10 protein-coding genes and 1 tRNA gene are annotated in these 16,469 nt (G+C 40.6%); 8 read left to right on the plus strand and 3 right to left on the minus strand.

The features are described from left to right. The first annotated feature begins 43 nt into the window (after nucleotides 1-43). The 5 genes from DNJ75_RS08380 (at nucleotide 44) to polA (ending at nucleotide 12,346) form a co-directional block, all read left to right on the plus strand. On the plus strand, nucleotides 44-2,350 hold the full coding sequence (locus DNJ75_RS08380; protein ID WP_117003003.1) for an acyl-CoA dehydrogenase: 2,307 nt from the start codon (nucleotides 44-46) through the stop codon (nucleotides 2,348-2,350). A gap of 162 nt (nucleotides 2,351-2,512) precedes the next feature. Next, complete coding sequence (locus DNJ75_RS08385) at nucleotides 2,513-5,212, plus strand: acyl-CoA-binding protein (protein ID WP_117003004.1); 2,700 nt, start codon at nucleotides 2,513-2,515, stop codon at nucleotides 5,210-5,212. Between the two features lie 95 nt (nucleotides 5,213-5,307). Continuing rightward, on the plus strand, nucleotides 5,308-6,498 hold the full coding sequence (locus DNJ75_RS08390) for an acetyl-CoA C-acyltransferase (protein WP_117003005.1): 1,191 nt from the start codon (nucleotides 5,308-5,310) through the stop codon (nucleotides 6,496-6,498). A gap of 210 nt (nucleotides 6,499-6,708) precedes the next feature. After that, nucleotides 6,709-9,126 carry a DNA topoisomerase (ATP-hydrolyzing) subunit B gene (gene gyrB, locus DNJ75_RS08395; protein WP_117003006.1) on the plus strand — a complete coding sequence of 806 codons (2,418 nt, stop codon included), beginning with the start codon at nucleotides 6,709-6,711 and terminating at the stop codon, nucleotides 9,124-9,126. A gap of 499 nt (nucleotides 9,127-9,625) precedes the next feature. After that, on the plus strand, nucleotides 9,626-12,346 hold the full coding sequence (gene polA, locus DNJ75_RS08400; RefSeq protein WP_117003007.1) for a DNA polymerase I: 2,721 nt from the start codon (nucleotides 9,626-9,628) through the stop codon (nucleotides 12,344-12,346). A 127-nt stretch (nucleotides 12,347-12,473) separates the two neighbouring features. Here polA and DNJ75_RS08405 read toward each other — a convergent pair whose 3' ends face one another. Beyond that, nucleotides 12,474-13,922: a M17 family metallopeptidase gene (locus tag DNJ75_RS08405; RefSeq protein WP_117003008.1), complete on the minus strand. Its 1,449-nt coding sequence runs from the start codon at nucleotides 13,920-13,922 to the stop codon at nucleotides 12,474-12,476. A 159-nt stretch (nucleotides 13,923-14,081) separates the two neighbouring features. Here DNJ75_RS08405 and DNJ75_RS08410 point away from each other — a divergent pair. From DNJ75_RS08410 to DNJ75_RS08420, 3 genes are all read left to right on the plus strand, one after another. Next, nucleotides 14,082-14,158, plus strand: a tRNA-Ile gene (locus DNJ75_RS08410). Between the two features lie 348 nt (nucleotides 14,159-14,506). Next, a complete protein-coding gene (locus DNJ75_RS15825; protein ID WP_117003009.1) occupies nucleotides 14,507-14,785 on the plus strand; it encodes a BrnT family toxin in 279 nt (92 codons plus the stop codon). Next, nucleotides 14,739-14,990 (plus strand): BrnA antitoxin family protein, encoded by a 252-nt coding sequence (locus DNJ75_RS08420; RefSeq protein ID WP_117003010.1) that lies wholly within the window; start codon nucleotides 14,739-14,741, stop codon nucleotides 14,988-14,990. Before DNJ75_RS15825 ends, DNJ75_RS08420 begins: the two co-directional genes overlap by 47 nt. Here the strand turns inward: DNJ75_RS08420 and DNJ75_RS08425 are convergent. Further along, entirely contained in the window at nucleotides 14,965-15,642 is a 678-nt protein-coding gene (locus tag DNJ75_RS08425; RefSeq protein ID WP_117003011.1) for a transaldolase family protein, read from the minus strand. The two genes, DNJ75_RS08420 and DNJ75_RS08425, sit on opposite strands and share 26 nt — an antisense overlap. Before the next feature lie 16 nt (nucleotides 15,643-15,658). Continuing rightward, nucleotides 15,659-16,306: an MFS transporter gene (locus tag DNJ75_RS08430; RefSeq protein ID WP_150468944.1), complete on the minus strand. Its 648-nt coding sequence runs from the start codon at nucleotides 16,304-16,306 to the stop codon at nucleotides 15,659-15,661. Nucleotides 16,307-16,469: the final 163 nt, after the last annotated feature.

A 16,469-nucleotide genomic window follows, 5' to 3' on the forward strand; every position in this document is an offset into this window, starting at 1 on the left:
TTTAGAGTGCTGGATTAAGTAAGTTAAGATTAAGGAAACGCGCATGATCAAGAAAATCTATAAATCAAGTAAAAAATCAATGCCACCTATTTCGGTAACTGAGCAAGTTGCCTTAGATGCAGGAGACTGTTGGTATGAAAAGCAAGTCTTCCAAGGTTTGCCAGACTTTGATGAGTTGCATCGTTTGCAGAAGTTTCAGCTAAATGAAGAAGAACAATCTTTCTTAGATAATGAAACCACTACGCTTTGCTCAATGATTGATGATTGGCAGGTAACACATGTTGATCGTGATCTACCGGTTGCTGTATGGGATTTTATTCGTGAAAAAGGTTTTTTTGGATTGGTCATTCGCAAGGAATATGGCGGTAAAGGATTCTCAGCTGCCGCGCATTCTGAGATTGTGATGAAGATTGCCACCAAAAGTGTTTCAGCTGCAGTAACTGTGATGGTGCCTAATTCATTAGGGCCTGGTGAGTTATTGCATCACTATGGCACGAATGAGCAAAAAGATATGTTCTTGCCAAAATTAGCAGCAGGTATTGATATTCCCTGTTTTGCATTAACTGGACCCACGGCGGGTTCTGATGCAACTTCTTTACCGGATAAAGGCGTTGTTTGCAAGGGTGAGCATAATGGGCGTGAAGTTTTGGGCATACGCTTGGAGAATATCAATAAGCGTTATATTACCTTAGCACCGATTGCTACCTTAGTTGGCTTGGCATTTCAACTGCATGATCCTGATCAATTGTTAGGAGATATGGGTAAAGAGGGCATTACTTGTGCACTATTGCCACATGATCACCCTGGGCTTGAAATTGGTAATCGTGCCTATCCATTATCACAAGCTTTTATGAATGGCACTATTCGTGGCAAAGATTTGTTTATCCCGATTGATTGGATTATTGGCGGGCAAAAAATGGCAGGTGAAGGCTGGCGTATGCTGGTTGAATGCTTATCGATTGGACGGGCGATATCACTACCTGCGTGTGGCACTGCCAATACGTTATTATCAAGTGTGATGACCTCAGCCTATAGTATGGTCAGAGAGCAATTTAAATCACCAATTGGTTATTTTGAAGGTGTTGAAGAGAAAATTGCACAAATGGGTGGTCTTGCCTATCTTGCCAATGCCACAAGACAGTTTACTGTGGCAGCGGTTGATGCAGGTATTAAGCCCTCGGTAGCATCGGCTATTTCTAAATATCACTTAACTGAAATGGGTCGAAACGTCCTTAATCATGCGATGGATATTCACGCTGGGCGTGCTGTGATTATGGGACCCAATAATTATTTAGCACGAGGCTATCAAGCGACACCTGTTGGCATCACGGTTGAGGGTGCTAATATCATGACGCGTAACTTAATGATCTTTGGACAGGGTGCGATGCGTTGTCATCCATATGTGCGTGATGAGTCTGAAAGCTTGATGAATAAAGATGAGAAAGAAGGTTTTGAACAATTCTCGAAATTGATGAAAAAGCACATCAGTTATATGATTAAAAATACAGCACGCACCTTCTGGTATGGCATTACCTGTGGTGCGACAGCAAAAGGTTATTCATCTAAGTTCAATAAATATTACAAGCGCATTACCCGCTTAAGTACGGTATATGCCTGTGTCAATGATATTGCACTGGTAACTTTAGGTGGCGCACTTAAACGTAAAGAGCGTTTATCGGCGCGTTTAGGTGATGTGATGAGTTACTTATATATGGCGTGTGCGGTATTGAAATATTATAAAGATAATGGCGAGGTTGCCGCTGATGATGTATTTGTTAGCTGGAGCTTGCAGCATTGTCTATATGAAGCGCAAAATGCATTGTATGAAATTTTTGCTAACTTTCCGAATAAGGCGTTGGCAGGCACGTTACGGTTTATGGCATTTCCTTATGGTAAACCATTTAAAAAGCCAGATGATCGTTTGGATCATAAACTGGCGCAAGCGTTATTGAAAGATGAGAAAACACGTCAACGCATGAAATCAATGTGTTATGTGCCTGAGGATGACAAGGATCCGGTAGGGCGTGTTGAGCTTGCTTATCAAGCAGTGCTTGCTGCAATTCCTGTGCAAAAGAAAATCAAAGAGGCGATTAAAGCCGGCACGATACCAAAAGCTAGTTGGAGTAATTCGATTGATAAGGCGCGTCAGCATAATGTTATTAGTGATGATGAGGTGACGTTACTTAAAGATGTGATGAAGCGCGTTAATGACGTGATTCAAACGGATGAGTTTTCACCTTATGCCTTGGGGCCTAAAAATGCGCATCCAGAGTGGCGTGAAGCCTATGAAGCAATGCATAAGATGTCCGATAAATCTGAAAAATTAAAGACAACAGCTGAGAGTATATAATAGTTTATGGGTAATAATGGATATTCGGGTCAAGTCCGAATATGACGACTTATTGTTATTCTCAGACTGGATCCGAGAATCCAAAGGACACCGGATAACATTTGCAAAGCTACTTGAAAGACATATAAAAAATAAGAAAGTCAAAATAAGGAGACCTTTTAGATGAGTGAACTGGAGCAACTAAGCGAGTTAGAGCAGAAGTTTAACGAAATGGTGCAAGCAGTACGCGATGCGACCATAGATTTTAAGCCCGATAATAACCAAAAACTAAAGCTATATGCCTTTTATAAGCAAGCAACGGTTGGTGATGTTGAAGGTAAATGTCCATCGGTTTTAAAAATGGTTGAGCGTGCTAAATGGATGGCATGGGACTCTATCAAGGGTCAATCAAAAGATCAGGCAATGCGTGGTTATTTGGCAGTTTTTGGACATGAGTTTACTGAATCTGAAGCGGCTAAGCCTAAAGCTCATGTCCAATCGGCGGCTAAGTCTGAACCATCACAACGCCAACATGTAGGCATTGAAAAAGTTGCAATTCTTGGCGCTGGTGTGATGGGTGCGCAAATTGCCGCACACTTTGCCAATGCGCGCATTCCTGTAGTGCTTTTTGATTTGAAAGCAAAGGAAGGTGCACCAAATGCGCTGATTGATGGCGCATTACAAAAACTTGCTAAGCTCAATCCAAAACCTTTTGGTTCAGCACAAGCGGTCAATTATATTACTGCGGCGAATTATGAAGATAATCTTGAGCTGTTAAAAGATTGTGATTTGATTATTGAGGCGATTGCTGAGCGTATGGACTGGAAAAAAGATCTGTATCATAACATCGCACCACACGTGGCAAAACACGCGATTATTGCATCCAATACCTCAGGTTTAAGCATTGAATCATTAACTGAAAGTTTACCAACGCATTTACATGCACATTTTTGTGGCGTACATTTCTTTAATCCGCCACGTTATATGCCTTTGGTTGAACTTATTGCACATGGTGGGACTAAGCCAGACGTACTAGATCAGCTAGAAACTTTCTTGGTGCAAAAATTGGGTAAAAGTATTATTCGTGCCAAAGATACACCAAACTTTATTGCCAATCGCTTAGGCGTTTTCTCAATGTTGGCAACGTGCTATTACACCGAGAAGTTTAATATTCCACTTGAGGTTGTCGATGGCTTAACAGGTAAGAAGCTTGGACGTGCTAAAAGTGCAACCTATCGCACGGCAGACGTGGTTGGCTTGGATACTTTCGCCCATGTTGTGGATACGATGAAAAACTCGCTTACAGATGGCTGGGAGAAAGTTTATCAATTACCCAATTGGATCCACGCATTAATCGAACAGGGTGCCTTTGGACAAAAGACAAAAAAAGGGCTTTATGTTAAAGAGAAAGATGGTCTTAAAGTGCTTGATCTGCAAAGCCAAACATATCGATTATCTGATCAGAAGCCTGATAAAGCAGTCACTGAAATTCTAAGTGAAAAAGACTGGTCAGTGAAGTTAGAAAAATTAAAAACCATGGATCATCCGCAAGCACAATTTTTATGGTCGTGCTTTAGAGATAGCTTCCACTATGCCGCATGTTTAGTCGGTGATATTTCCAATTATCCAAAAGATATGGATTTAGCGATTCGTTGGGGCTTTGGCTGGAAAGAGGGGATTTTTGAAACATGGCAACAAGCTGGTTGGCAGCAAGTAACACGTTGGATTGATGAAGATATCAAGTCTGGAAAAACGCTTTCAAGCAAAGCGCTTCCGCAATGGGTTTATGCGCTTAAAGAAGGTGTTTATGGTGATAATAAATCCTTTAGTTTCACTGATAATGCCCTCGTTACTCGTCAAGAATTACCTGTATACAAACGCCAACTACACAAAGATTACGTATTAGGTGAGCATAGCACAATGCCAAGTGTAACCTTGTATGAAAATGAAGGTGTGCGCTTATGGAGTGTTGATGAAGAGATTGGCATTTTAAGTTTTAAGAGCAAGATGTGTTCAATTGGTGATGCGGTGTTAGCAGGTATCTCTGAGGCGATTAAGGTCGCTGAAAGCAAACTTAAAGGGATGGTCATCTGGCAAGAGCAGGATATCTTCTCGGCAGGTGCGAATCTTGAAGAGTTCGGTTTTAAATTCATGATGCATGGTAAAGAAGCTGTTTATGAGGTCATTCAAAAAGGGCATCAAGTGATCACTCAAGAGCTTCGTTATAGCAAAATCCCTGTGGTTGCAGCGGTTAAGGGCTTTGCTTTTGGCGGAGGTTGTGAAACATTGATGCATTGTGATGCAGTCGTGGCAGCACACGAGAGCTATATTGGTCTTGTTGAAGCAGGTGTTGGCATTATCCCTGGTTGGGGTGGTTCAAAAGAGATGGCAAAACGCGCCTCGACTGCGCAAGACCCGTGGAAAGACTTTGAAAAACGCTATAAGAACTTGGCGATGGCACAAGTGGCAACAAGTGCCTATGAAGCCATTGAGATGGGCTTCTTACGTGAGAGTGATACCGTGGTGATGAATAGCAAAGAAATCCTAAGTGTTGCAATCGAAAAAGCACGGTTCTTAGCATACTCTAGTTATCAACCACCATTAAAGCAAAAGATCAAAGTCTTTGGTGAGGCAGGTATTGCGACCGTTAAAGGGCTTTTGGTTAATATGCGTGATGGCAATCAAATCTCAGCACATGACTACAAGATCGCAACAAATTTAGCGGATGCTATGTGTGGTGGTGAGATTGAGAAAGATACCTATGTTTCAGAAGACTGGTTACTTAAGCGCGAACTTGAAAACTTTGTTGAGTTAGCGCTTTCTGAGAAAAGTGCAGCAAGAATGCAGCATATGTTAGAAACGGGTAAGCCATTGAGAAATTAAACTAAGTGAAATTATATATTTTTGAAGTTAATACTAGACTTCGTTAACCTGAGTTTTCTCGTTTTCGAGGTGTGAAAATAAGGAGTTTTTAGAAAATGACTGAACAAGCGGTATATATTGTTGCAGCGAAAAGATCAGCTGTTACTAAGGGCAAGCGTGGTGGCTTTGCCAAGAAGCGTCCGGATGATTTGTTAGCGGATATTTTAAAAGAGACCGTTAAAGAATCAGGTGTAAACCCTGAGGACATCGGTGATATCGTCATAGGCTGCGCTATGCCTGAGGGTGAGCAGGGTATGAATGTCGCACGTATCTCAACACTTTTGGCAGGGTTGCCTGATTCGGTACCTGCTTTTACCATTAATCGCTATTGCAGCTCAGGGCTTCAATCAATTGCGATTGCCGCTAATGAAATTGCTAAAGGCAATATGGAAGTGGCAGTTGCCGGTGGTATTGAGTCGATGAGTATGATCCCATTTGGTGGGCATAATATTTCATTTAGTAGTGAGATTTTTACCAAAGATGAAAATGTCGCGATTGCTTATGGCATGGGAATTACTGCTGAGAATGTGGCTAAAGACTGGAATATCACACGCCAAATGCAGGATGAGTTCTCATTAAAAAGTCATCAAAAAGCAACGCATGCAATTGAAAATGGCTATTTCAATGATGAGATTATTCCCGTTAAGGTACATCATCGTAAACCTGATGAGGCGAAAGCTGAGATCATTGACCATGAAAAAACGATTAAGATTGATGAAGGTGCGCGCAAAGATACATCGATTGAGGCGCTAGCTAAACTTAAACCTGTGTTTGCAACAGGCGGTTCAGTTACTGCGGGTAATAGCTCACAGGTTTCCGATGGTGCAGGTGCTGTGGTATTAGTCAGTGAGTCTTATTTGAAAAAACATAATCTGACACCTCTAGGGAAATTTTTAGGGTTTGCCGTAGCTGGTGTGCCAGCACGCATCATGGGGATTGGTCCGATTAAGGCGATTCCAAAAGTGCTTGAGCAAACCAATTTAAAACTAGAAGATATCGATTGGTTTGAGTTAAACGAGGCGTTTGCCGCGCAATCCTTGGCTGTAATCAATGAATTAAAGCTTGATGAATCCAAGGTAAACCCTTGTGGTGGGGCAATTGCTTTAGGGCATCCGTTAGGTGCGACAGGTACGGTACTGACGGTGAAAGCCCTGCATGGTTTAAGAAGAACCGGCAAGAAATATGGCATGATCACCATGTGTATTGGCACAGGGATGGGCGCTGCTGGCATTATTGAGGCGTGTTAATCCTATTAATCTGAAATATTATTATTCAGCTTGACTGTTTTCTTTGAAAGGGGGATGGTCAATCTTTCTTTTTATTCTTCCGTATTCTCTTTTTATCGTTTGCGCTATTGCGGCATGATCTCGTGTTGATGGGCAATAAATTAAGGTGCTTGGCGTTAAATTTTGGTATACTCTGTGGCGATTTGTTTTGAATGAAAATGGAGTGACTGAATGTCCGACGTTAAAACTTATGATTCGTCAAATATTAAGGTATTAAAAGGGCTTGAGGCGGTACGTAAACGCCCAGGTATGTATATTGGGGATACGGATGATGGCTCAGGCCTTCATCATATGGTATTTGAGGTTGTTGATAACTCGATCGATGAGGCGTTAGCAGGATTCTGTGATGATATTATTGTGACTATGCATACCGATGGTTCGGTGTCAGTCAGTGATAATGGTCGTGGGATTCCTGTTGATATCCATCCTGAGGAAGGACGTTCAGCAGCGGAAGTCATTATGACGGTACTGCATGCTGGGGGCAAATTTGATGATAACTCGTATAAAGTATCAGGTGGTTTGCATGGTGTTGGTGTATCAGTCGTTAACGCACTTTCAGAGAGCCTTGAGTTGCGTGTTTGGAAAAATGGCAAAGAGTATCAGCAATTCTATGCTCATGGTGAGCCATTAGCACCGTTAAAAGAAATAGGTGATACCACCAAGCAAGGGACAATGATTCGCTTTAAGCCATCACCTCAAACTTTTTCAATTGTGGAGTTTAGTTATGAAATTTTGGCCAAACGTATTCGTGAGCTATCCTTTTTAAACTCAGGTGTTAAAGTTCAGTTGATTGACAAAATCAATGACCAGCAAGTTACTTTTCAATATGAGGGTGGTATTAGTGCGTTCGTTGAGCATTTAAATAAAAGTAAAACGCCATTGAATCAAAATATCATTAATATTCAAGGTGAGCGCAGTGGCGTTGTCGTTGAGTTGGCGATGCAGTGGAATGAATCCTATCAGGAAAACGTCTATTGTTTTACGAATAATATTCCACAACGAGATGGTGGTACGCATCTATCGGGCTTTAGAGCAGCGTTAACACGTACGGTTAATGGTTATATTGAGTCAGAAGGCTTAAATAAAAAGCTTAAAATCAGCACATCAGGTGATGATGCGCGCGAAGGCTTAACTGCCGTACTATCGGTCAAAGTCCCAGATCCTAAATTCTCATCACAAACTAAGGATAAGCTCGTTTCCTCTGAAGTAAAAACCGCTGTTGAGGCGTTGGTGAATGAGAAGTTACAAGAGTTTTTACTTGAGAATCCAAATGAAGCAAAACTGATTGCTAATAAGATTATTGATTCAGCGCGCGCTAGAGAAGCCGCAAGAAAAGCGCGTGAAATGACACGCAGAAAAGGTGCCTTGGATATTGCCGGTTTACCAGGTAAGCTTGCTGATTGTCAGGAAAAAGATCCAGCATTATCTGAGCTTTACATTGTGGAGGGAGACTCCGCGGGTGGTTCAGCCAAGCAGGCACGTGATCGTAGAACACAGGCTATTTTGCCACTAAAAGGTAAGATCTTAAACGTTGAAAAAGCGCGCTTTGATAAGATGCTAAGCTCGCAAGAAGTCGGCACGTTAATCAAAGCCTTGGGTTGTGGTATTGGACGCGATGAGTATGATCCTAATAAAACAAGGTATCACCGCATTGTTATTATGACGGATGCTGATGTCGATGGTTCACACATTCGTACGTTACTTTTGACTTTCTTTTATCGTCAAATGCCTGAGCTTATTGAGCGCGGTTATATCTATATTGCACAACCGCCATTGTATAAGGTCAAACGTGGCAAGCAGGAAACATATCTCAAAGATGATGCCGCTTTAGCGCAATACTTAGGAAGTATTGGTATTGAGGGCGCGTCGTTATTCCCAGGAGACAACATCCCACCTATCTCAGGTGTTGGCTTGGAAAATTTGTATCAGCAATATCAAAAAACCAATGCAAAAATAACTACTTTATCACGGCGCTATCCAGTCAATGCACTTAAAGCACTTGTTAGCTATGCGCCATATCCTGCAACAGAAGATGAATCAGCGTTAAGCACTTGGTGGCAAGGTTTTGCCGAGCATGCTAACAAGCTCTCTGGCGGTTATGAGTTTTACACAACAGCTATTCATAGCGAACAGCATGAGGATGAGAAAGTCACTAAGCTTAGACTCTCGCGTTTATTGCATGGTGTAAATACTGAATATAGCTTCAACTTGAGTTTCTTTGAAAGCAAAGACTATCAAAGCATTGTTGAACTGGGAGTCGCACTCAATGGTCTTTTAACTAAAGCCGCTTATGTCGAGCGAGGAAGCAAAAAAGAGTTTGTTGATACGTTTGAGCAAGCAATGGAATGGTTAATCGCAGAAGCCAAGCGTGGGCAGAATGTACAGCGCTATAAGGGTCTTGGTGAGATGAACCCAGAGCAATTATGGGAGACAACAATGGATCCTGCTGAACGCCGTATGCTGCAAGTCACCATTGCGGATGCTGTTGCTGCTGATGAGTTATTTTCAACGCTTATGGGTGACGATGTTGAGCCTAGACGCGACTTTATTGAAAGTAATGCGCTTAATGTTGTGAATATTGATGTTTGATTGTGATCAAAGTTACAGTAAGGTCAAATAAACAGAAAGATATGTCATATCCAATTATTGATCTTTTTGCTGGTTCTGGGTGAGGGGTATTATATTTTCTTTACCATCGTAAAAGAAACAATACAGTAGTTCCCGCTGAAAAACTCTCTGAAAGCCTATGGTTGAAAGGTTTATTAGAAAAGAGATTACGAAAATCATTTTCTGGAGACCTTGATTTATCTAGTCTTGAGAGGTTAGTGGGAATTGCTGTAAACAATAGATCAGGTTTATTTATAGCAATACCTCATTTTTTGGAAAAATATAAGAAAAAAATCAAAAAAAATTCACTGCGCACGGGCTCACCGGAAAGTCACCTTATTTTATATGATCTCCAGTCATTTCCGGTCAGGCACTAGATATATGAACGTGGGGTGGTTTGGCTTAAATTATAATAGAGTGCTACATCTTTAAAGTCTGATCAGGTATGATAGATTATCTTTTTACAAATTAGATTACCTTTATGTCAAACACTCAAAAAATCGTTCTTGTTGATGGATCATCTTATCTTTTTCGTGCTTTTCACGCCCTGCCACAATTAACCAATCGTCAGGGTGAGCCAACAGGTGCGATCTTTGGTGTAATCAATATGTTAAAGAAATTACCTAAGCAGCTCAATACCGATCATATTGCTGTGGTTTTTGATGCTAAGGGGAAGAATTTCAGACATGATTTATACCCTGAATATAAAGCCAATCGTAAGGCAATGGCAGATGAGCTTAGAGTGCAAATCTCCCCTGTGCATGATATGGTGCAAAAGCTTGGCTTTCCACTGATTGTCATCGATGCGGTTGAGGCTGATGATGTTATTGGTACATTGGCTAAGCGCTTTGCTAATGAAGGACATGAGGTGGTTATCTCAACGGGTGACAAAGACATGGCACAATTGGTTGATGGACATATCACCTTGATGGATACAATGAAAAATGAAATCACTGATCGCGAGAAAGTCATTGCTAAATTTGGGGTGACACCTGAGCAAATTATTGATTACTTGGCATTGATGGGTGATACCTCAGACAATATTCCTGGTGTGCCAAAGGTGGGGCCAAAAACAGCGGTGAAGTGGTTAGCAGAATATCAAAGCTTACAAGGCGTCATGGCAAATGCCGATAAAATATCGGGTAAGGTTGGTGAGAATCTAAGAGAGAGTATTGACTTTCTGCCACTATCTTATCAACTAGCTACGATTAAATGTGACTTGGATCTACCATATACAGTTCAAGATATGCTCTGTGTTAAGCCGGATGTTGATTATCTTAAGAAGGCGTTTATACAATATGAATTTAAAGGCTGGTTGCGTGAGCTTGAGCATGAAGAAAATATTGTGTCTGATGCGCAAAAGACTAGAGTGGAGCCTATTGATGCTCAAGCAACTTTAAACTATCAGATTATTTTAACTGAAGAAGACTTCAACGCCTTTTATGCTGAGCTCGCAAAAGCGAAAGTCTTTGCTTTTGATACTGAAACAGACTCATTAGATACCTTTAATGTGCGTCTTGTTGGCATGTCATTTGCCTTAAAGCCACATCATGCGGTCTATATTCCACTGCAACATGATTATGACAATGCATCGACACAATTAGCACTAGATTGGGTTGTTAATAAAGTAAAACCGATTCTAGAAGATGGTCAAGTGGCTAAAATTGCACAAAATGCCAAGTTTGATTTAAAAGTTTTGAGTACTGTTGGCATTAATGTCAAAGGTGTCAAATATGATACGATGCTTGAATCCTATGTCTTAAACAGCTCAGCAACACGCCATGATATGGATTCATTGGCTCACCACTATCTAGGTGTTAAAACAGTAAGCTTTGAAGAGTTAGCGGGTAAGGGTAAAAATCAACTGACGTTTAATCAGATCGACATAGCTAAGGCTGGGTTTTATGCTGCAGAGGATGCTGATATCACCTATCGCTTGCATGAGCGTATTTGGAACGAATTAGAGACTATAGACAGTTTACGTGAGTTATATATCAAAGAAGAATTACCGGTGAGCTTTGTTATCGATCGCATGGAACGTGTTGGTGTAAAAGTTGATGCTGATTTATTAAAAGCGCAAAGTGCATCACTCACCGAAAAAATAGCTCAGTTAGAAAAAGAGTGTATTGAGTTGGCAGGTGAGAGCTTCAACCTATCATCTCCCAAGCAGTTGCGTGAGATTCTCTATGATAAGATGGGTTTACCAATCTTGAAAAAAACACAAGGTGGACAAGCATCAACGGCTGAAGATGCACTTCAGGAATTAGCAGAGATTTATGACTTGCCTAAGCTTATCATGGAGCATCGCCATTTAGTGAAATTAAAAACAACCTATACTGATAAGCTGCCACTAATGATCAATAGTAAGACATCACGGGTGCACACTTCCTATCAGCAAGCAGTAACAAGCACAGGGCGTTTGTCATCAACTGAGCCTAATCTGCAAAATATCCCGATCCGCTCAAGTGTGGGGCGTGAGATTAGAAAGGCATTTATTGCTAAGAAGGGTTATAAGATTTTAGCGGCGGATTACTCGCAAGTGGAGTTAAGAATCATGGCGCATTTATCGCAAGATCCTAATTTGCTTCATGCTTTTCAGCAAGGTTTAGATGTGCATCGCGCAACGGCAGCTGAGACATTAGGGATTAAAGCGGATGACGTAACACCTGAACAACGTCGTCAAGCCAAGGCAGTCAACTTTGGCTTAATCTATGGTATGGGCGCATTTGGTTTGGCAAAGCAGTTAGGCATTCCACGCGGCGAAGCACAAGAGTATATTGATATCTATTTTGCGCGTTATCCTGGGGTTAAGCGTTATATGGAGGATGCTAAAGCCTATGCTATGCAGCATGGCTTTGTTGAGACCATTTTTGGTAGACGTTTACACTTGCCAGAGATTAATTCGCGTAATATGGCAAAAAAACGTGCAGCGGAACGTGTAGCAATCAACGCACCAATGCAAGGCTCAGCGGCTGATATTATTAAGCGCGCGATGATTTTAATCGATGAATGGATTATCAAAGAGAATATTGATGCCAGAATGATTATGCAGGTGCATGATGAGTTGGTGTTTGAAGTCAAAGAAGATCAAGTGGATAGGATCAGCAAAGAGGTCAAGCAATTTATGGAGTCAGCGGCTTTATTACAAGTGCCGCTTATTGTTGATGTTGGCGTTGGCGATAATTGGGATGAGGCGCATTAAGTAATGATGTATAAATAAGTTACATGAGCTAGCACCTCTCCCCTTGCGGGATTGCTCGTGCAGCTTAAGCTGCGCGGGTGAGGGGAGTAATTAAAACTCAACTATTCGGTTATCATTACTAACGGTATTAAGCTAAGAATTGCTCAACAAGCTCACAGGTATACCAAACCCCAACACCACTAATGTCAGTGGGTATTGGTGCTAATCCATCCTTATGGCGACATGAAGCCAAGTCGATATGTAACCAACGAATGTCTTTACCAACAAATTGCTGTAAGAATTTAGCTGCCAAGATATGATCAGCATTGCCAGTAACATAACATTGTTTTAAATCAGCAATATCAGAATCAAGGGCTTTAAGATAATGCTTATCCATTGGAAACGGCCAAACTTTTTCAGCGCATTTGGCGCCATATTTAACTAAATTTGGTTGCCAGTCGTAGTTATTGCTGAAAATTGCAGAGTATTCAGTGCCCAATGCGCGTACCGCCGCACCGGTTAATGTTGCATAGTCAATAATGAGCTCAGGTTTATCTTGGCTTGCCAAGCACAATGTATCAGATAAAGCCATACGCCCTTCAGCATCAGTATCAACCACTTCAATGGTCTTACCATTTAATGCGGTGACAACTTCATTGGGCAAAAAAGCACGTTCGCCAATGTTGTTATTGGTAATTGCAAGGTAACAATGTACTTGATAAGGGACTTGCAAAAGGCTTAACGACAGTAAGCTGCCAACAGCAACCGCACTGCCCATCATATCGTCATTCATGCCATACATATATTGTGGCTGTTTTAAGCTTACACCTCCGGTGTCAAAACAGATTCCCTTGCCAACAAGAGCGATTGTTTTGTTATAGTCTTTAGGCGTATACGTTAGCTTTACAATGCCTGCAACTTCCGAGGCACGTGCCACCGCACTAAAGGCCCCAGCACCCATTTCAGCCAAGCTTTCTTTGTCATAAAGTGTATATTGCCAATCCTCGCGTTTGGCAATATCTTCCAGTAGATTGATATAGATTTGTGGCGTTAAGTAATTGGTTGGGAAAATAGTCAGGCGACGCGCCAGTGCATTACCTTTATGCTTCGCAAGTACATCAAGAAAGTCACTTTCACTGTAATCGCCAATGATTTCAATGCTAACTTCTTGCGCTTTATGTTCGCGCTTATAATTAGGCATCTCTTCAGTATGTGCTAATAGTGTGCGCATACATGCATCAGCGGTTGATTCGCTAGCATTCTCAGCAAGGAAAATAATATTCTTAGCCTTAGTAATATTTACACTCTTAATCAGCTCAGATAAATCTTTAAGCCATAAGTAAAGCTCACATTCGCCAACATTCTCTTTGATGATAATGTGTGTGCCTTTGGCATTGGGAAGTTGCGTTTGGTAGCCTTTTTTACATTTTGGCGCTTGAGATTGTTTGCGTGAGTAAAGAAGTTCACCTGAGGGTAAGTTTTGCCATTGTGCTTCATTATCGGCAATCGCAATAATCAGATCTGCATTATGATGATTGTCATCAAAGTGAGCAGAAAAATGTAAGCGTGCTGATGTTAATGTATGTAATGGGTGCATTGATTTAACCTTGTTGAGAAACCTCGTTAGCCACCTAGTATAAACACACTTTTAGGCAGTATGAACCAGAATTACCTGTTTTTCGTCACGACAGCGTGGGAAACAGCAGAATTATGCTTGCAAAACTAAGATGATGGGCTAAAATAGCCGGAAGTTTAAGGGCTCTTAGCTCAGTTGGTTAGAGCAGCGGACTCATAATCCGTTGGTCGCAGGTTCGAGTCCTGCAGGGCCCACCACCTTTAAACCCTTTCCCCATAGGCTTTACAGAGAAATTAATTGCGAAGCTTCCAAGATGAATCTTAAACTGTAGGTAACGTATAGGTAACAAGAAAAAACGTTGTTACCAATAAAATCATCACTGGTAACAAAGCAAGGTAACATAACTGATAAAAATTTTGATTTAAGATAACTGATGGTATGAGTCGAGTTTGTGTAAATTTTAAATTTTTGCTACACAAAGTTATGTGGTGTGCTTAGGCAATTAAGCAAGTCATTCTCTATTCTGTCCCAGAATTATTAACACATATTGACAGTAAATACTTTTGTATGTACACTTCATTTAAGTGATATCAGTTGCAATAAATATGAAATTTGAATGGGATGAAGCAAAAAGTCTGTTAAATTTGGAAAAGCACAAAGTATCATTTGAGCTTGCTGAATATCTTTTTAATGACTCGATGCTTGTTGCAATTGATAACAGAGTTGACTACGGCGAAATGAGATATATAGCTTATTCAATGTATGATGGCTCTTTGTTTAATATTGTATACACGAAGCGAAGTGGTAATATTAGAATCATATCAATGAGGAAAGCAAATGAAAGAGAAAAAACCAAATATCAAGCAGCAATTAAGCGCTATTAAGCAGATGAAAGATAGCGAGATTGATTATTCTGACAGCGTTGACATGGGTGATGCTGATTGGGCTCAATTTGAGCCATTAGCCCATAAGAAAAAATCTGTAACAATTCGTCTTGATAGCGATGTTATTGATTATTTTAAATCAATGGGGAAAGGCTACCAAACAAAAATTAATTCTGTCCTTAGAGAGTACAAGCGCTGCCATTAAACAAATCATCCTCGACAGTTGCCCAGCTATTTTTAAACTTTTTCAAAGCGTCAGATGTTTGCGCTGGTTCTTCGGAGAAAGCTTTTAAAACATCGCTCGGTGCAGTCACCGCTTGCGCGCCAATGTCCATGCTGTAGTAAATGTCATCAATGCTTTTTATGCTTGCCATCATTAATTTGCTTTTGCAATTGAAGCTATCAACGATATCAGCCATGCGTTGAGTTTCTTTTTGCCAGCCTTGATTTGATTGTTTAATGTGATTTAAATATGGCGCAATGTAGTTAACGTTGAGCTTGCAAGAAGTAATAACTTGAGCGGCGGTAAATATGGCAGTCGATAACACTGGAATATTCTCATTAACAAGCTCTTTCATAGCCTTAAAGCCGCACTCATTGGCTTGGATTTTTATTATAAAGCGGTGAGACATGGCTCTCAAATGGCGTGCTTGAGCAATAATTGCATCCGTATGAGTTGCAGTAACCTGAACGCATATAGGCTGTTTATTTACGGCAAGCAGTTTTTGCAGCGTGGTCAAGGGACTGCCTTGACTGTTTGCTAATATCTTAGGATTGGTTGTGATGCCATTTATTAACCCTATGGCATCACAATATGTAGCGTCGTTTAAGTCTGAACTGTCTAGCCATATTTCCATGGTGTTTCCTTATAATTTATATGGTCTGATTGCATGTTAAAGTTTGATGTTGATTTATATTTTTCCATATGCTTAGTGTTGCTACAGTTCCAATTATGCCAATGATTGAACTTAAAGCAATTAGCCAAAATGGTAGCATTATCAAATTTGTAGAGTCTAAAATGAGAACAGATAATGCTGGAATTGGTGCGCTAAATATTGAATAGCTAAGATTGTAGGATAGCCCAATGCTTCTACATCTAAAGTTTGCTTGAGATATTTCGGCTATTATCACTGTGTAGGTTGATGCTAGCATGCCAAAAAAGGCAAAAATAAGCATTAGCAAAAGAGTGTTTAAATGTCCATCGATCAGTTGATTGTAAAATATATAACTAAGCAGACAAATCAATAGTAATAAAAAGCAAAATAATGTTTTTTTATTGATGTAGTCGCTAACTAAGCCGCCAACAAGGCAGCCTAATATCATGATGCAAGAGCCATAGAAAATATGATCTGACAGAATATTTTTGCTCATTCCTAAATAAGTGCTGGCATAGCTGGGTAGAAATAGGAATAGTTGCGTGGTGAGTATAGCAGCGGGGGATACTAGCAACACACCAATAGCTATGCTTGAAATAAAATGTTTTTTAGCTTTTAAATTCATAGGTTGCTGTATTAAAGCCATGAAGTCAGAGGTTTCATATAAGTTTTTTCTCAAAAAATAATTGATAATGCAGCGCCAAACATAAAGGCAATTCGCCAACCATAGTCATATAGCATGCTTGATGATGGAATGTTACTGACTAGCATAAAAATGAAAGTGCTTAATAAAATACCCAATCCAAGAC

This window comes from Cysteiniphilum litorale, from assembly GCF_003428165.1.
GTDB lineage: Bacteria > Pseudomonadota > Gammaproteobacteria > Francisellales > Francisellaceae > Caedibacter > Caedibacter litoralis.